The organism is Streptococcus acidominimus (assembly GCF_001921825.1).
Taxonomy (GTDB): Bacteria; Bacillota; Bacilli; order Lactobacillales; family Streptococcaceae; genus Streptococcus; species Streptococcus acidominimus.
The window spans coordinates 31,798-49,270 of sequence record NZ_MSJL01000014.1 but is presented as its reverse complement, the minus strand read 5'-3'; the positions used below and the strand labels follow the sequence as shown (position 1 = coordinate 49,270).

Genomic DNA, 17,473 nt, shown 5'->3' with positions numbered 1-17,473 from the left:
GAATAAGCAAACAATTTCTAACTTTTCTTCTACTGATTTTGGACTTCTTTTGGACATGTGAAAACTCCCCTTATAGTGTCTAGTGAATTTTTGTTTTTTCACTGTCCACTATATGGGGAGTATATCATTGATCAGGCTGGTGGGTTTTCTATATTTCCTTGTCGTAGTTTCCTCGTTAGAATAATGCTGCTAGGGACTAAAACGATGACACTCCCAATCCAGGCAGCGGGGTTGGCAGCAGCGACACCGTAGAAACCGAAATAGGTCAGACCGACAATGGCAACACCTGCCCGCATGACCAATTCCATTATTCCTGCAAGAGTGGGGACAAAGCCTTTCCCCAATCCTTGAATAAAACTTCGTAGGACAAAGAGGATAGACAGAATCCAGTAGCAGGCCCCGTTGATGATGTAATAGGCTAGGGCTAGATGGTAGACTTCTGCATTGCCGTCTGCCAGAAAGAGGCGGGAAAAGAAACGGTTGGCAGTGACGAGCAAAATAGCAAAGAGAATGGCCCAAACAAGGCTGATCAAGACTGATTTTCTCAATCCTTCTAAAATACGTGGATAGAGCTTAGCGCCGTAGTTCTGGGCAGTAAAGGTCGAAACTGCTAAACCTAGGTTAATCATGGGAAGCATGGCAAGCTGGTCGGTCTTACTAGCAATGGCTTGAGCTGCAATCGCATTAGTGCCTAGCTGGTTGAGCATGACCTGCAAGGTAATGGCACCAATAGCAATAATACTGGCTTGAAAAGCAATGGGAAAGCCGAGCTGTGCATGCTTGATGAGATTGGCCTTGTCTAAGCGAACTTCCCTCCATTTGAGTCGGAAGTAGGGGACTTTTTTATAAATATAAACAGCCAGATAGAGGACTGAAAATGCTTGAGCCGTAATGGTTGCTAGCCCTGCTCCAAATACACCCAGACCAACATTTAAAATAAAGAGGAAATCGAGGGCGATATTGATAAAGCAGGCGATCACAAGGGCGATCAGCGGCGTAGTTGAGTCCCCTAGGCTACGGATCAGGTTGGAGAGGTAGTTAAAGAGGACAGAGAAAATAGTACCACCGAAAATGGCTATTAAAAACTGCTGCGAATGTGGCAACAATTCCTCGGGTGTCTGCATGAAGATGAGCAGTGGGCGTAGGAAAGAAAGTGCCAAAATAGTTAAGAAAAGACTGACGCAGATCGAATAAAAGAGACCATGGACAAAACTTTTCTTGACCCCTTCAAGGTCATTGGCTCCAAAACGTTGGGCAGTGACAATGGTCAATCCATTGGTCAAGCCCTGCGCAAATCCGAGAATGAGAAAGACGATACTTCCTGTTGATCCGACACTGGCAAATGCAACCTTACCCAGTGTGTGACCGACAATGATACTATCTGCAAAATTGTAAGCTAATTGGAAAAAACTTCCAATCAAAAGGGGCAAGGTAAAACGCAAAATCACACGAATCGGTTTGCCTTGGGTTAGATCCTGCATAAAAACTCCTTGAAATAGGGGGGAAGAAATGAATATAGAGCTGCTGTAAGGATAGGCTAGAGTTTATTGGTGTATTCCTCAAAGTGATCAACAGTATGGTTGTCAGTTACAGCCATGATCAGTTCTTGCTCGTTAAAGATATAGTCGGGTGAAAATTGAACATTCAATTTATGGGTTGTTGCATCGCGGAAGCCGATAATATTGAGATTGTAGTGCTTTCGTAATTGCAGTTGAGCGAGGCTCTTTCCAATCCACTTTTGTGGCGCATGAAACTCAATAATCGTGACATCACCATCTAGCTCAATCAAGTCGGTTGTATCCCGGTGGAGGAGGTGCTTAGCAAGGGAGACACCTGTTTCTCTCTCTGGGGAAATCACACGGTCTGCTCCGATCTTTAGCAGGACTTCCTTGGCTGTCTTGCTCTTTACTTTCGCAACCACCTTAGGGACATTTAAAGCCTTGCAATGGAGGACGGCAAGGACACTTGACTCTAGGTTGCGCCCAGTTGCAACAACGACCGTATCACAACGGTCAATCCCTGCTGCTCGCAACAAATCCTTGTCTGTAATATCACCGACAATGCCCTTGGTTAGAACCGTTTCTAGCTGGTTGATCCGATCCGCATGGTTGTCAACAGCGATAATATGACAGTCGTAATGGTGCAAGGTTTTGGCAATCGTTGTTCCAAAAACACCAAGACCTAAAATTCCAATAGTTTGAGTTTTCATTATCATTTCCTTTTAAATCAAGATACGAGAGCGTTAAGCAACTCCTAGACAAAATAGGCAATTGAAGCAGGGTGTCTCGCACCCAATGAGATTGGTCTTTTTGTCAGCGAGTTGTAGCTCGAGTTCAGTTACACAAGATACGAGGACGTTAAGAGCACAAAGTGAAAATAGGAAACTGACGCTGTGTCTTAGGACACAAGGCAATTTATCTTTTTCACACAGTGCTTAGTTCGAGTTCAGTTACACAAGATACGAGAGCGTTTGACACGAGCTTTACTCGCTTTATTTCAACCTCCCACAGTCTATCCCTAGACTGGGGAAGCAACTCCTAGACAAAATAGGTGGTCGAACAGAAGCGGTTCGCTTCGTCGTGAGACCCCCACAAAGGCAACTAGATTGGCGTGTTAGCGACAATCAGATGCCTACTGTGATGTTTTCTAAGTTTACTCAACTTTTTGACTACGCTTTGTCAGCGAGTTGTAGCTCGAGTTCAGTTAAAATAAGATACGAGGGCGTAAAAAAGCGACTGAAAAATAGGAGACTGACGCAGTGTTCAATGAACACAAGGAAGTCTATCTTTTTTCCGAGCTTTTAGCCCGAGTTCAGTTAAACAAAATACAAGAGCGTTTGACACGAGTTTCACTCGTTTTATTTAGTCTATTCCTAGGCTGAATTCAATTACACAATCATAGAAGATTTTGCATACTGGATCGTTTCTTCCTTGGACAATTTACGGGCAGAAAGACTAATCAAAATGGACATGGGACCAATCCGCCCAAAGAACATGAGAGCCATGATGACGAGTTGCCCTAGCTGGGATAGTTCGGGGGTCAGATTAGCAGTTACCCCGACAGTTGCTAGGGCTGACATGACCTCGAAAATGAGAAAGAGCATAGGCTTTTGAGGGTCTGTCATGCTGATGGCAAAGAGCCCGATGAGAAAGACCATGATAAAGACGATAAAGGTCGCAAAGGCTTTTTGAATAGTGACAGCATCGATCGTCCGCGCCTTGAAGTTGGTATAGGGTAGTCCGATAATCTCGCTTCTGGCATAGAGGATAAGAGTGAGAAAGGCTGTAATTTTAATCCCGCCAGCTGTTCCTCCGGGTGCTCCTCCAAGCATCATTTGAAAGGTATAGAGTAAGAGGGTGACAGGATTAGCCTTTGTATAGTCAATTGATGCAAAGCCTGCTGTCCGCATGGTGACTGTTTGGAAAAAACTAGCTAATACCTTTTGAGGAAGAGTCAATGGTCCAAGCGTTGCAGGATTGTTATATTCTGTTAGGAGGGTCAAAATGCTGCCAATGAAGAGGATGAGACAGGTCAAGGTGAGAACAACCTTGGTGTGGAAACTCAATTTTCGGAAACTCAAGCGGTTTTGAATCTTGGTCTGCATGTCAAACCAGACAGAAAATCCGAGGCCTCCCATGATAATTAGTGCAGCAATGGTCAGATTGACCAAGGGATTGGTCGCATAGCCGATCAGGCTACTGGAGCCAAAGTTATCAAAGCCTGCATTACAGAAAGCAGAAATGGCTAGGAAAATCGAAGAAAAGATTCCCCGTTGCCAGCCGAATTCTGGGACGAACTGGAAAGAGAGGAAGAGGGCTCCCAAGGCTTCAATGGCAAAGGTAAAACCAAAGACAGATTTGATAAAGCTGCGGAAGTGCTTGGTTTCTACTAGGCTAAAACTTTCTTGTAGGGTAGCCATATTGATAAAGCTAAGTTTTCGTCCCCCTCTTAGGGCAAAGAGCCCGATAAAGCTAATTAGGCTCAAGCCACCAATTTGAATCAGTAACATGCAAATGATCTGGCCGAGCGTATTGTAGGTTTCTGCGACAGGTACGGTAAAGAGCCCTGTTACACAGACCATGGAAATAGTCGTAAAGAGATGGTCCCAGTACCTTGCCTCCGAACTAGCTAGCTGGGAAATTGGCAGAGATAAGAGGAGCGAGCCAATCAGGATGACACCTGCAAAACTCAGGACAATCCGTTGGCTCGGCTTTAATGTTAGATGAAAAATAGGCATAATCTTCTCTCGTAATTGGGATATAAAAATAGTGTAGCATAAATTGTTAAAAATAATACTAAAAATGCCCAATTGCTAGCAAAAAATAGTTGGGAATCGGCAACGAGTTCAAGGTTATTTTTGTAAGAATCATGTTGGATTTATGTTTGTTTTTAACAGATAATCCCTAGTCCTAGCAGACTGGCTTTCTGGTCAAATAAGCAAGACAGGTCAGTGAGCATAGAGCTTCTTACTTCCATTCTGCCAAAATGATCTGATTGTAATAGCGGAGTGGACCGACCTTCTGCAAGAGGTAGTTGGCGGTTAGACCGACCAAAAATCCAGAAAGAATGCCACTAAAAGACAGGATGGGAAGATAGTTCAGAACCAGTAAAGATTGGGCAATCCAGGCAAAGACCATGATCTGGCCGATATTATGGAGCATTCCTCCCAAGATGGAGATTCCGATAGCACTGACCCGCTTAGGGCCGAGCTGCTTGGCGGCAAGCATGCCCATATAGCTGAGGGTAACCCCTGCAAAGCCATAGAGAAAGGTGGAAAAAGTTCCGCCTAAAAAGGTTGAAATCAGCAGTCGAATACTGACGACCTTGATGCTATCTTTAGCAGGAAGAGTGAAAATAGCAATCAAGCTAATCAGGTTTCCAAGTCCTAATTTTGCTCCGGGAGCAAAGGAAAAGGGGGTTGGAATCAGTCGTTCGACGAGAGAAATGACGACGGCTTGAGCAGCTAGCATGGTAATAAATAATAAGGTTTGGTTTTTTGAATTCATAATTGTGTCTCTAACTAAGTAGGTAGAAAGTCCTTGGGAATCAGGCAAGATAGCCCAATCCTTTCTACTTCCATTATAGTATCTGTTTTTTAAAAGATATGCAAGTCTTTTCGTAAAATTGTTGGAAAAAGCGAACCATCCAATTGTACAATCTCAACAAAAGGTGTATAATAGAGTTTGTTAAAAAACAGACAAACTAATCGGAGGTTATGTTTTGACTAAAAACATTGTAATAGTGGGTGCTGGGTATGCAGGGATTTCTGCGGCGCGCTTGCTCGGGAAAAAGTTCAAGAAAAACGATGATATAACCGTTACCTTGATCGATAAAAATTCATTCCATACCTACATGACAGAGTTGCACGAAGTAGCAGCTGGTCGTGTGGAAAAAGATGCGATTAAATATGATTTGAAACGTATTTTCAACAAGTATCCAAAAGTCGACTTGGTGACTGACAAGGTTGTTGAAATTGACTATGATAAAAAAGAAGTGATTGCAGAACACCAAACACTTCCATTTGACTATCTCTTGCTTGCCATGGGTGGGGAAGCCAACGACTTCGGTATCAAGGGCGTAAAAGAAAACGGCTTTACGCTTTGGTCAATCGAAGCAGCAGAGCGTTTGCACGACCATATCGTTGATTCATGCTACCGTGCCATGCGCGAACATGACGAAGAAAAACGCCGCGCCCTTTTGACTTTCACCGTTATCGGTGCAGGCTTTACGGGGATTGAAATGATCGGTGAGCTGATCGATTGGGTTCCAATCTTGGCGCGTGAATTCAAACTAGATCCAGCAGAGTTCTCTCTCAAAGTGATTGAAGCAATGCCAAACATCTTGCAGATGGTCACTGAGAAAGAGCAAGTTAAAACCCGTAAATACCTTGAGAAAAAAGGTGTTGAATTGGTGCTAGGTGACGGGGTTGCAGCTGTTGAAGCTGACAAATTGATCCTTTCATCTGGTCGTGAAATCCCAACCTATACATCTATCTGGACAGCGGGTGTACAAGCGAATAGCGATGCCAGCGAATTTGGCATTGAGAAAGCGCGTGCGGGTCGCTTGGTTGCCAACGAATACATGGAAGCTAAAGGCAAGGAAAATGTCTATGTAGCTGGTGACTTGGTTTACTATGAAGAGCCAGGAAATGACGGCAAGCCAACCCCGCAAATCGTTCAGGCTGCTGAGCAGACAGGACATACTGCTGCTCAAAATATCATTGTTGCGATTACAGGCGGCGAAAAACATAGCTACAAAGGGAAATACGACGGCTTCATGGTTTCGATCGGTTCTCGCTATGGTGTTGCTTTCTTGATGGGGAAATATCACTTGTCAGGCTTTATGGCAATGTTTATGAAGCACATGGTGAACTTGCTCTATTTCTTCAGCATTCGTAGCTTTTTCTATATGGGTTCTTATGTTCGCCATGAATTCTTTGATATTAAGAATAAACGCAATATCTTTGGTGGTCATACATCAGGCAAAGGAAATCTTCTTTGGTCTGCACCACTGCGTGTCTTTTACGGTTCGGTATGGCTCTACGAGGGAATCAAGAAAGCCTTTGGTCTCTTTGGAACTACTTCATGGCTAGGAGATCAGGTTGTCTTCCCATTCCCATGGTTGGCAGATCCTGTATCAGGTGCATCAGCTGCTGAAGCAACGTCTGGCGCTTCTCAGGCAGCGACTGAGACAGCAGAAGCAATCTTTGGACTTAGCTATGCCTACGGTGAGCAGCCAATGACCGTCTTAGATGGGATGCCAGACTGGTTTGCGTCGATCATGCAATTCATGATGCCAAACCAAGAAGTTGCCCTCTTTATGCAAAAATTCATGACTATTGTTGAAATCGGAATCGGTCTTGCCTTGATTGCTGGGGCGTTCGTATGGATTGTCAGTGCAGCAACCGTTGCCTTAGTTGCCATGTTTAGCTTGTCAGGCATGTTCTATTGGGTAAACATTTGGTTCGTGCCAGTTGCAATCTCACTGATGAACGGTGCCGGTCGTTCCTTTGGTCTTGATTACTGGATTATGCCTTGGTTGGGTCGTTTCCTCGATAGGAAGATCTATGGCAAGCCCAAGCATATTTACACCTTGAAAGACAAAGGATAATGAATAGTGGTTCTCATGATTCCATTATCATTGACATAGAGCATAGTCGTTTAGTTTCTCGTTATCTCGTCTTGTATAATTGAACTATTGAGAAAAGTTACACTTTTCTTATCTATCACTTGTCTAGTTATCAACTAGACAAGTACCTGCGACTCGTTGCTTAGTAATAAAAATAAATTAAACGGCTATAAAAAATGATGAGGACTATTCAAAAAACGGGAGAACAGTTTGTGAATAGTCCTTTTTCTATGATGAAGTAGGAGAATTGTGGTACATCAAATTTGGAAGAATCATACAGAAATACAAAGCGGACTAAAAGAGGTCAAGCGGATCATGCTGACAGAGATGAAGATGATTCATCCAGCTGTGCGTGAAAAAATTGTTGAATATATCGAAGCACCAGGAAAATATTTGCGGTCAGGACTATGCCTTTTATTTGCTCAAGCTGTGGACGGAGAAATCAAGCCAGAAAAACTTTATTTTGCTGCCTACGTAGAGGTGTTACATCTCGCTACCCTTATCCATGATGATGTCATTGATGAGGCAGAGATGCGCCGTGGGATTGTCGCTGCCCATCGTCAATTTTCAAATCGCATTGCGATCTATGCCGGTGACTACCTCATGGCTTATGCAGGGCGCTTATTAGCCAAGGGCATTCGCCTAATACAGGTTGAAAAAGATGAGACCGATTCGCTCAATGAGAGATTGATTGAGGGGATTTTAGCAGGGGAATTGGCTCAATTGATGAACCAGTTTGACGCCAGCATGAGCATGAAACGTTACCTCAAGCAGATTCAGGGGAAAACAGCCTTTCTATTCGGCATGGCTTGTCAGCTGGGCAGTTTACAAAATGGGACATCCATCAAGAAAACCTCTCCTGCATTTCGGGCAGGTCGTTCCTTTGGCATGGCTTTTCAGTTGCGGGACGATGTGATTGATTATCAATTAGCCGCTCAAGAGTCAGGCAAGCCTGCTCGTCAGGATATTAAAAATGGGATCTACACAGCTCCCCTCCTCCTTGCGATGGAAGAGGATAAGAGCATTCGTCAAGATGTACTATGTCTGATCGGGAGTAAAGAAGAAGCACTGCTGGATCAGATAGTGGATAAAATCAATCGGACCAAGGCCAAGGAGCGGACTCACTCCTTGATGCAGGCATACCTAAGCAAGATGGAGCAACAGACTTCCTTGCTGGAAGCAGGTGATCGGTCAGTAGACTTGAAATGGCTGATTGAGAAGATGCTTGACTACTATGTTTAGAACCTGTATGGAGGTGAGGGACATAGCTCACCAGAGTTATGGATGAAGTCGAGCCTAAAAGGCAGGAGCCTATCCTGCAGGTCAAGAAAAGCAGATAGTATTCTGGAGTAACTGTGGCTACAACTTCTGAACATAACAGAAGGATTTTGTGGTCAATTTTGCATTAAACATTGGACATTTTTGTCGAAAAGGTATAAGATTGTAGAGTAAGAAAACGCTTCAGTTTTAAGAGACTGGAGTAGGAAAAAGGAGTTTTAGTACATGAAAACAACAAAAGTCGTATTGAAAAGTGTTGCAGTTTTAGCAGCTACCTTTGCCTTGGTAGCGTGTGGTGCAAAAGAAGAAAAGAAAGATACTGCAGCGTCTTCAGCTGAAACAACAATGTCTTCTTCAGCAGCAGAATCAAAAGCGATGGTTGAATTGAAAGATGGTAGCTATGCAGCAGAATCTGCGCCAGATGATCGTGGATACAAGATCGTTCATACGATTACTGTAAAAGATGGAAAAATCACTGAGTCTAAGTTTGACTACGAAGACAAAGATGGTAAAATGAAGTCTGAAAATGAAGAATACAACAAAATGATGAGCGACAAGGCAGGTGTTTCTGCTAAAGAAGCAATTGAAAAATTAAATGCAGAATTGGTTGAAAAACAAGATGTAGCAGCTGTTGAAGTTGTTTCTGGTGCAACTCATACATCAGAAGACTTCAAGAAGAGTACAGAGGCACTCCTTGCGGCTGCAGCAAAAGGCGACACTGCAAAAGTGACAATTGATAAATAATCGAGCATAGAGCAAAAGAAATAGAGGCTACGTAAAGCCTCTTTTCTAGTGGATGTTTAGCAGAGTATCAAAGGAGGACGAGATATGAAATGGAAGTGGTTCACCATTCCCTTGCTCATCTGCGTTTTTTTACTAGGAGCTTGCCAGTCGGGACAAGGAGCCAAGGAGGGTTTGCCTGTGGAAGAAAAGCCCCTGACCCGTACAGAGACTTTGCTTCATACAGTTGTGCAGATTAGCATTTATCACAAGGATCAGGAAGACGTCATGGAAGAGGGGCTCGCCTATATTAAGGAAATGGAGCGGCTCTTATCAACGAATTTGGAAGGCTCTGATATTTATAGGATCAACCATGCGGCAGGCAAGGAAGCGGTCAAGGTTGATCCCCGTACTTTTGAATTGATTGAGCAGGCCTTGGAAATGGGCGAGAAAAGTGATGGACGTTTTGATGTTTCAATTGGAGCCATCAATAATCTCTGGAAGATTGGTTCAGAAGATGCCCGAAAACCGAGCGACCAAGAAATCCAGACAGCTCTTCCCCACATCAATTACAAGGATGTGAAGTTAGACAAGAAAGGTCAGACTGTTGCTGTAAAAGCAGGGATGATCTTGGAGCTGGGTGCTATTTCAAAAGGCTATATCGCTGATGGCGTGAAGGCTTTATTTGAAAGTAAGGGGATTACGACAGCGATTATCAACCTAGGTGGCAATGTTGTTGTGATGGGAAGTTCACCTGCCCACAAGGAGGGGTGGAAAGTCGGTGTCCAAGATCCTGATGAGATAAGGGGAACGGTGGTTGGTTCAGTCTATGTAAAGGACGGATCGGTCGTTACTTCAGGGATTTATGAGCGCTATTTTGAAGTGGATGGTGTCATCTACCATCATATCTTAGATCCCGCAACGGGCTACCCCGTTGAGAACAATATCTCGGGTGTGACAGTCTTTACCAAAACCTCTACCCAAGGGGACGCTCTCTCGACAACCCTCTTCCTCTTGGGGATTGATAAGGGCAGGGCATTTATCGACCAGCTAGAGGATGTAGAAGCAGTCTTTGTTGATAAGGAGCGCGGCGTTCACTTAAGTAAGGGATTAAAGGATCGTTTTGAATTGAGCAATAAGGAGTATCATCTTGTTAATGACGAATAAAAAGGGGAAAATGACTCTCCCCATCTTTTTAGAATTTATCGAATTACGGACCAAGGTTGCGAGTATCTTTCCAATGTTGCTTGGGATTGTCTGGGCAATTTACCGCTACGGTGCCTTTAATGGGCTTAATACCCTACTCTTTGTTTTGGCGGTCTTGGCATTTGATATGTGTACGACAGCGATCAACAATACTATGGACTATGTTAAGGCAAAAGACCAGATCTATCGTTCAGAGCATAATGTCATCGGCCGTCATCAGCTTGATTTTCGGCAAATGGTGCAGATCATCTTTGCCCTCTTGTTCTTTTCGATAGCGGTTTCGCTCATCTTGGTCTGGCGGACAGACTTGATGTTATTATTGCTGGGAGGCGTTTGTTTCCTGATAGGGATCTGTTATACGTTTGGTCCCCTCCCCTTATCGCGGATGCCCCTGGGGGAGATTTTTTCGGGGGTCACAATGGGACTAGGTATCTTTTTCCTCGGTGTTTTTGTCCAAGCACCTCACCAGTTGTTGTCTAGTCAATTTGTCGGTGAATGGTTTCAATTACAGCTAGCTTGGGGAAAATGGATTGAGATTGGTCTGATGAGCCTGCCCTTGATTTGCTTGATTGCTAATATTATGCTGGCAAATAACCTATGTGACTTGGAAGAAGATATTCGCAATCACCGTCATACGCTAGTCTTTCATATTGGACGCCAAAAGGGGCTTTTGCTCTATACCTGTTTGGCCATCTTACCTTGGCTCTTGTGGCTGGTCTATCCTCTCTTGGGCTTCTTGCCATTTTGGGCTTGGTTGGGCTATGGCGTAGCAGGATTGTCCTATAAAAGTCTGGGACGATTTTTGGAAAAGCAGGTCAAGCGTGAGACATTTGTGGAATCTGTGAAAAGTTTCATTCTCTTTTCAATCATGTATCTTCTGATACTGGTTGTGGCGTGCCTTGTCTAGCAAAAAGAGTAGGGAAGTGGGACTTCGAGATCCCGCTTCCATACTTAAAAATAGGAGGGCATATAAAACGATTGTCGATTCGTGTTTGTATAGCCGTTTAGTTTATTTTTAGTACTAGCTCAAACAGTCTGGGGAGAGACTGTTTGAGGTGGGAAATAAAGAAAACGACGTTTTCGTCAAAACAGTCTGGGGAGAGACTGTTTGAGGTGGGAAATAAAGAAAACGACGTTTTCGTCAAAACAGTCTGGGGAGAGACTGTTTGAGGTGGGAAATGAAGAAAACGGAGTTTTCGTTAAAAGTCGCAGGTAGTTGTCTAGTTGATAACTAGACAAGTGATAGATAAGAAAAGTGTAACTTTTCTCAATAGTTCAATGATACAAGACGAGTTAACGAAGTAATAAAAATATAAACTAAATGACTATAATTATTTCAGACGGCAAGATTCTCTTACGATTTCGTATAAGAATGATTAAAAGGAGGCTGGGTTCCAGCCTCCTTTTAAATAGGTAAAATCAGTTCTTCTTCCTCATCACTTTCTTGGTCTTCAGGTGTTCGGATTTCGATGATGAGATTGTGGGGCAGGCAGACTGCAATCTCGCCTGATTTGCTAATCCAGCCGGTATTAACCGCAATCTGGTCGGGGCTATTGTCCTCCTTGTCTCGGATACGCTCACCATCAACTTCGATGATGTTGTACTGACCAGGATTGGGATAGTAGGTCACTTCCTTGTGGGGAGTGCTTTTTGAGAGTTTAAATTCTTCGACAATTTCGCCGTTGATTCGAATTGAAGCAATCAGATAGGGTTCGGCAGCCTGTCCTTGACTGCCCGCATAGGTGACAATGGCTGGCACAAAGGACAGGAGCAGGGTGATCCCGATTAGGATAAAATCAAAAGGTCTTAACTGACGTAAAATGTGTTTCATTCCAATCCTCATTCTAGCAAGAATAATCATATTGTAAAGGAAATTCAGAGCTTTGTAAAGACAAGAGAGTGTCAAAAGTGATTGATGAACACTAGGAGGCGTACAGCTATTCGGCTATTACTTTAAAGGCATTCTCTAAATAAATGTCACCTGACTATATTATGTAAAGGGAGCAACTACTTTCCTAGGGTATAGCTAGATACTAGAAAAGAATAGTTAACTTTTTAATAAAGACGAAAGAATAAGTGTAGGACATTAAGACACGTTGTATGTATAAACATATTTTTATGTGTTGAATAATTATAAAGTCAGAAAAACTCTAACTCTTTTATTATAACATAAATATTTTTAAAAAAATAGACTTGATTTTTAGTTTAAAAAATATTATAGTAAAGCTGTAGTGATCAATGTAAAATAATTTGTTAGAAAGGAGGATTTAGGGAAATCAAGTTATTTTCATTCAAAATATTCATGATTTCTTTTTTAGAGGAGGAAGTCGATATGAAAAAAATATTGTTAGCATTGATTGTTTTAGTTACGGGGATTTTTTCATCTTCACTTGTTTTTGCTGATGAAATAGACTCTCAATTACCTATAGAAATTCAAAATATGTACAATGAGCTTGATAAGGTAACTGAAATTGATGAAGATGGTTTTATCTATATCAATATAGATGAGGCATATCATCAAAAAGTAAGCTCTGAGGCGATTGAAGTTGGAATGACAATTAATGAATTACATGACCAGATAAAACGAGATGGAGTAGAGAATACTGCAAGAAATGTTTTTCGTTCTGCGTATATTGGTGTCTATGGAAATTATTGTGGAAAAGGAAATAAAGGGTGGAATGTACCTCCGATTGATGATTTAGATGCAGCGTGTATGATGCATGATATGTGTTTTAAAGGGTTCTTTAATAATAATGACGAATGTAATAGAGAGTTCCGAAGAAGACTACTTCCAATTATCCAAGTAACACCTGGTTTTACTCGAAAAAGTATCGTTGCGATTGGAGCATATAAGTTATTCTCATGAACGAATTTATAAAGTTTAAAATATTTATATTGTTAGTATTTTGTGTAGTACTATTGATGAGTGGTGTTTTATTATGGAAGATTCGAAATATTCGTCTCCACTTGTTTTGGAAAGTAGTGTTGTTACTTTCTGCTACTGTTCTTCTTTGGATTCTTTGGAATGTATTGATTTGGGGTTATAATTCTTGATGACGAGAAAGCCCTTTTTGAAATAATAGTTTTCTACTAGCTCTAATAGAGTTGATAATACTGATACATTTGCACCCTTTTAGAGGGTGCTTTTGTGTTCTTTAGGCTCTCGTATTTTGGAATTGAACATGCCCTAAACTTTGTGCGAAAAAGAGATATAACTGTTTCAGCTTCAGCTGATTACAGGTATGGCTACCTTTAGGGAAAAATCTTCCTAGCTCCAAAGGTATAGTATACCTTTGGAGGCAGGAAATAGAAGTTTGCGGTGCAAACTCTCTCGATCCTCTGCGTCAGATTTCCTAGTTTGCCATAGCCGTTGTAGACTATGTCCACTTACGGATATGGATACTCTTGAGTGCGCTTTGAGTTTTTAACGGGCTTTGTATCTTGATGTAATTGAGTTCAGCCTAAAACCTCGGAAAAAAGATAAATACTCCTAGAAGCAAATACTTCTGCGTCGTATTTCCTATTTTTCTGTCGGTTTTTAACGGCTTCACATCTTGATTATCTCTTTTTAGGATGAAATATGGTACAATAGTAAGGATATGATGAAGGAATTTAACCATACGACCGTTTTATTGCATGAAACCGTGGATATGTTAGCGGTGAAGCCTGATGGCATCTATGTGGATGCAACCTTGGGTGGTGCAGGTCACAGTGAGTATTTATTAAGTCAATTGAATGAAGCTGGGCATCTCTATGCCTTTGATCAGGATGAAGCGGCGATTTTGAATGCCCAAAAACGCTTGGTTCCCTATATTGAAAAAGGAATGGTGACCTTTATCAAGGATAATTTCCGTCACCTAAAGGCTCGCTTGAAAGAGCAAGGAGTGGAGGAAATTGATGGCATTTGTTATGATTTAGGTGTATCCAGCCCCCAGCTAGATGAGCGCGAACGCGGATTTTCATATAAAAAGGACGCGCCACTGGATATGCGGATGGATCGCACAGCCTCCCTAACGGCTTATGAGGTGGTCAATCACTATGACTACCACGATTTGGTGCGCATTTTCTTTAAATATGGAGAAGATAAATTTTCCAAGCAAATCGCACGAAAAATTGAGCAAGCGAGGGCTGAAAAGCCAATTGAAACGACAACAGAGCTTGCAGACTTGATCAAATCAGCCAAGCCTGCTAAGGAATTGAAGAAAAAAGGGCATCCAGCCAAGCAGATTTTCCAAGCCATTCGCATCGAGGTCAATGACGAGTTAGGAGCGGCAGATGCGTCTATTCAGCAGGCGATAGATATGCTGGCAGAAGATGGTCGTATTTCAGTTATCACCTTCCATTCCTTGGAGGATAGATTGACCAAACAATTGTTTAAAGAAGCTTCAACGGTGGATGTACCCAAGGGGCTCCCCTTTATTCCGGATGATTTAAAGGCCAAAATGGCACTGGTCAATCGCAAGCCAATTTTACCGAGTGAAGCTGAATTAGCTGCCAATAATCGTGCTCATTCTGCCAAATTACGTGTGGCGAAAAAGATACACAAATAGGTGAAGAATATGTTACAAGATCAACGAAAAGACGCAACCATGCGTGTCATTAGTGAAAAAATCAAGACATTTTCTCGAGTGGAGAAAGCCTTTTATGGCAGTATCGTCTTGTCGGGTTTGACCTTGGCAGTTGGGATTGTCTTTATGCAGACTCGCTTGCTACAAGTTCAGGCGGAAATGGCCCATGTCAATCAAGAAATCAACAGTAAGCAAGTGGAGATTGATGATGCCGAGCAGGCTGTCAATGAGTTGATTCGGAATGCACGCTTATTGGAGATAGCAGACAAGGCTGGTCTGACCTATAAGAATGATAATGTTGGAGTAGCAGAATAATGTCAAAACGCAAACAACAATTATTACGGTATGTGTTAAAAAAACGCTATATTCCGTCACAAAATCGTCGGAGAGTGGGACAAAGTCTCATTCTACTGACGGTTTTCATCTTTTTCATTTTCCTCATCAATTTTGCCATTATTATCGGAACGGATAAAAAATTCGGTGTTGATCTGTCAGAGGGGGCAAGAAAAGTCCATCAGACAGAAGTGACCGTGCAGGCTAAGCGGGGAACGATTTACGATCGAACTGGTTTACCGATTGCCAAAGATTCAACGACCTATACAATCTATGTCATTATTGATAAGGAATATGTATCAGCTCTAAAAGAGATTCTGTATGTCGAACCGCGTCAATTTAATCAGGTCGCAGCGATCTTAAACAAGCATCTAGGGCTTGAGACAGATTATGTTCTGAAGCAGTTGAATCAGCCCAAGCTCAAGCAGGTTTATTTTGGAACCTTGGGCAAGAATATTTCTTATAGCACCATGACGGCGATTCAAGAGGAAATGGAAGCCACAGGTATAAAAGGGATTGCCTTTAATACCAACCCGGGACGCCTCTATCCAAATGGGAATTTTGCATCCAGTTTTATCGGTCTTGCCAACCTAGTCGAAGATAAGGATGATGGCGGCTATCATTTGGAAGGTCAGCGAGGGATGGAGTATGCCCTCAATAGTATCTTGGCTGGTCAAGACGGGAGAATTGTCTATGAAAAGGATAGCTGGGGTCGTATTGTTCCCGGGACAGAAAATGTCAAAGAAGCCAGAATAGATGGGCAGGATATTTACACAACGCTTTCGGCTGATCTTCAGCGCTCTCTGGAGACCAATATGGACGTCTTCTTTGGCAAGACTAAGGGAAAATATGTCAACGCGACACTCGTTTCTGCCAAGACAGGTGAGATTCTAGCAACGACGCAACGGCCGACCTACAATCCAGATACCAAAGAGGGAGTAGACGACAAGGACATCTTGCAACGCTCGCTCCTCTACCAGGAAAACTTTGAGCCGGGCTCTACCATGAAGGTTATGACGGTTGCCACTGCTATCGACAATGATAGTTTTGCGCCCAATGACTATTACAACCGTTCTGAAATCCAGATTGCTGATGCAGTCATTCGGGACTGGGATGTCAATGCAGGGGATATATTTGCTCCCATGACATTAACCTATGCACAAGGTTTTGCGCTTTCCAGTAACGTCGGTATGACCATTTTAGAACAAAAGATGGGCGATGAGCGCTGGTTAAATTACCTTGAGAGATTCCGCTTTGGTTTCCCAACTCGTTTTGGAATGGAAGGGGAAGAGTCGGGGATTCTACCAGAGGATAATGTTGTGTCTGTTGCCATGACCTCCTTTGGGCAAGGGATTCTAGCAACTCAAACTCAAATGTTACGTGGATTTAGCGCTGTGGCAAATAATGGTGTGATGTTGGAGCCTAAGTTTATCACAGCTCTCTATGATTCAAATACCGATTCAGTCCGCCTATCAAAGCCAGAAGTTGTGGGAAAACCTGTATCAGAGAAAGCCGCAGCTGACACTCGTCAATATATGATTGGTGTCGGAACAGATCCGCACTTTGGAACCTTACGCGCATCTGACGGAGCAGTTATTCAAGTAGAAGGCTACAACATTGCGGTGAAGTCGGGTACTGCCCAGATTGGTAAGGAAGATGGAACGGGTTATATGGAGGAGCCGAATGACACCATCAACTCCGTTGTTGCCATGATTCCCGCTGAAGATCCAGAGTTTATCATGTATATGACTGTCCAACAGCCAGAGAGTTGGAGCGTTCTCTATTGGAGAGACATTATCAATCCTACCCTCAAAGAGGCCATGCAGTTGAAAGATAGTCTCAACCTAACGACACCAGCCCCAAGTCTGACCGCTGTTACAAAAGAAACCGAGTATCCATTGGGGGATATTATCGGTGAGTCGCCAGGGGTAACGGCTGGGAGGTTGCGTCAGCGGTTGGTGCAACCGATTATCTTGGGAAATGGTCCAGAGATTAAGAAAGTCTCTGTCGAGATCGGCTCAAATCTTGCAGCCAATCAGCAGATTTTGCTATTGACAAACCGTTTCAAAACGGTGCCTGATATGTATGGATGGACCAAAGAAAATGTGGCTATTTTCTCTGAATGGACAGGGATTGAGGTTGAATATAGCGGTTCGGGTTCGATTGTCGTTGGTCAGAATGTTGCCATTGGCACTGACTTAGAAAAGACGAAAAAAATAAGAATTAACCTAGGAGATTAA

The 17,473-nt window shown here is 42.8% G+C and carries 14 protein-coding genes; 9 read left to right on the top strand and 5 right to left on the bottom strand.

The window, feature by feature from the left end:
• Window positions 1–131: 131 nt before the first annotated feature.
• The 4 genes from BU200_RS04400 to BU200_RS04385 form a co-directional block, all read right to left on the bottom strand.
• Window positions 132–1,481 (bottom strand): MATE family efflux transporter, encoded by a 1,350-nt coding sequence (locus BU200_RS04400; protein ID WP_075099018.1) that lies wholly within the window; start codon window positions 1,479–1,481, stop codon window positions 132–134.
• A gap of 56 nt (window positions 1,482–1,537) precedes the next feature.
• Entirely contained in the window at window positions 1,538–2,209 is a 672-nt protein-coding gene (locus BU200_RS04395) for a potassium channel family protein (RefSeq protein ID WP_075099017.1), read from the bottom strand.
• 678 nt (window positions 2,210–2,887) lie between these two features.
• Window positions 2,888–4,237 (bottom strand): TrkH family potassium uptake protein, encoded by a 1,350-nt coding sequence (locus BU200_RS04390; protein WP_075099016.1) that lies wholly within the window; start codon window positions 4,235–4,237, stop codon window positions 2,888–2,890.
• A gap of 229 nt (window positions 4,238–4,466) precedes the next feature.
• Window positions 4,467–5,006, bottom strand: a complete 540-nt coding sequence (locus BU200_RS04385) for a Gx transporter family protein (protein WP_075099015.1) — start codon at window positions 5,004–5,006, stop codon at window positions 4,467–4,469.
• Window positions 5,007–5,220: 214 nt separating this feature from the next.
• On the opposite strand from BU200_RS04385, the gene BU200_RS04380 reads away from it, so the two are divergent.
• The 5 genes from BU200_RS04380 (at window position 5,221) to BU200_RS04360 (ending at window position 11,239) form a co-directional block, all read left to right on the top strand.
• Window positions 5,221–7,110 carry an NAD(P)/FAD-dependent oxidoreductase gene (locus tag BU200_RS04380; RefSeq protein ID WP_075099014.1) on the top strand — a complete coding sequence of 630 codons (1,890 nt, stop codon included), beginning with the start codon at window positions 5,221–5,223 and terminating at the stop codon, window positions 7,108–7,110.
• 267 nt (window positions 7,111–7,377) lie between these two features.
• Entirely contained in the window at window positions 7,378–8,370 is a 993-nt protein-coding gene (locus tag BU200_RS04375) for a polyprenyl synthetase family protein (protein ID WP_075099013.1), read from the top strand.
• A gap of 261 nt (window positions 8,371–8,631) precedes the next feature.
• Window positions 8,632–9,150: an FMN-binding protein gene (locus BU200_RS04370; RefSeq protein WP_075099012.1), complete on the top strand. Its 519-nt coding sequence runs from the start codon at window positions 8,632–8,634 to the stop codon at window positions 9,148–9,150.
• Between the two features lie 84 nt (window positions 9,151–9,234).
• On the top strand, window positions 9,235–10,293 hold the full coding sequence (locus BU200_RS04365; protein WP_075099011.1) for an FAD:protein FMN transferase: 1,059 nt from the start codon (window positions 9,235–9,237) through the stop codon (window positions 10,291–10,293).
• On the top strand, window positions 10,283–11,239 hold the full coding sequence (locus BU200_RS04360) for a 1,4-dihydroxy-2-naphthoate polyprenyltransferase (RefSeq protein ID WP_075099010.1): 957 nt from the start codon (window positions 10,283–10,285) through the stop codon (window positions 11,237–11,239). The genes BU200_RS04365 and BU200_RS04360 overlap by 11 nt, the downstream gene beginning before the upstream one ends.
• 498 nt (window positions 11,240–11,737) lie before the next feature.
• Here BU200_RS04360 and BU200_RS04355 read toward each other — a convergent pair whose 3' ends face one another.
• A complete protein-coding gene (locus BU200_RS04355; protein WP_089503546.1) occupies window positions 11,738–12,169 on the bottom strand; it encodes a NusG domain II-containing protein in 432 nt (143 codons plus the stop codon).
• Window positions 12,170–12,664: 495 nt separating this feature from the next.
• On the opposite strand from BU200_RS04355, the gene BU200_RS04350 reads away from it, so the two are divergent.
• The 4 genes from BU200_RS04350 to pbp2x all read left to right on the top strand — a co-directional run bounded on the left by BU200_RS04350 (window position 12,665) and on the right by pbp2x (window position 17,473).
• The gene (locus BU200_RS04350) at window positions 12,665–13,198 is read left to right on the top strand and encodes a phospholipase A2 family protein (RefSeq protein WP_075099008.1); all 534 of its coding nucleotides are present in this window, start codon (window positions 12,665–12,667) and stop codon (window positions 13,196–13,198) included.
• Window positions 13,199–13,931: 733 nt separating this feature from the next.
• The gene (gene rsmH / locus BU200_RS04340; RefSeq protein WP_075099006.1) at window positions 13,932–14,882 is read left to right on the top strand and encodes a 16S rRNA (cytosine(1402)-N(4))-methyltransferase RsmH; all 951 of its coding nucleotides are present in this window, start codon (window positions 13,932–13,934) and stop codon (window positions 14,880–14,882) included.
• 9 nt (window positions 14,883–14,891) lie between these two features.
• Window positions 14,892–15,215, top strand: a complete 324-nt coding sequence (ftsL, locus tag BU200_RS04335; RefSeq protein WP_075099005.1) for a cell division protein FtsL — start codon at window positions 14,892–14,894, stop codon at window positions 15,213–15,215.
• Entirely contained in the window at window positions 15,215–17,473 is a 2,259-nt protein-coding gene (gene pbp2x / locus BU200_RS04330) for a penicillin-binding protein PBP2X (RefSeq protein WP_075099004.1), read from the top strand. The genes ftsL and pbp2x overlap by 1 nt, the downstream gene beginning before the upstream one ends.

Excerpts from the sequence above, each read along its gene's own strand:
- BU200_RS04360 (WP_075099010.1), top strand. The coding sequence starts at position 10,283 with ATGACGAATAAAAAGGGGAAAATGACTCTCCCCATCTTTTTAGAATTT.
- BU200_RS04370 (WP_075099012.1), top strand. The coding sequence starts at position 8,632 with ATGAAAACAACAAAAGTCGTATTGAAAAGTGTTGCAGTTTTAGCAGCT.
- rsmH (WP_075099006.1), top strand. The coding sequence starts at position 13,932 with ATGATGAAGGAATTTAACCATACGACCGTTTTATTGCATGAAACCGTG.
- BU200_RS04390 (WP_075099016.1), bottom strand. The coding sequence starts at position 4,237 with ATGCCTATTTTTCATCTAACATTAAAGCCGAGCCAACGGATTGTCCTG.
- BU200_RS04385 (WP_075099015.1), bottom strand. The coding sequence starts at position 5,006 with ATGAATTCAAAAAACCAAACCTTATTATTTATTACCATGCTAGCTGCT.
- BU200_RS04365 (WP_075099011.1), top strand. The coding sequence starts at position 9,235 with ATGAAATGGAAGTGGTTCACCATTCCCTTGCTCATCTGCGTTTTTTTA.
- pbp2x (WP_075099004.1), top strand. The coding sequence starts at position 15,215 with ATGTCAAAACGCAAACAACAATTATTACGGTATGTGTTAAAAAAACGC.
- ftsL (WP_075099005.1), top strand. The coding sequence starts at position 14,892 with ATGTTACAAGATCAACGAAAAGACGCAACCATGCGTGTCATTAGTGAA.
- BU200_RS04350 (WP_075099008.1), top strand. The coding sequence starts at position 12,665 with ATGAAAAAAATATTGTTAGCATTGATTGTTTTAGTTACGGGGATTTTT.
- BU200_RS04395 (WP_075099017.1), bottom strand. The coding sequence starts at position 2,209 with ATGAAAACTCAAACTATTGGAATTTTAGGTCTTGGTGTTTTTGGAACA.
- BU200_RS04400 (WP_075099018.1), bottom strand. The coding sequence starts at position 1,481 with ATGCAGGATCTAACCCAAGGCAAACCGATTCGTGTGATTTTGCGTTTT.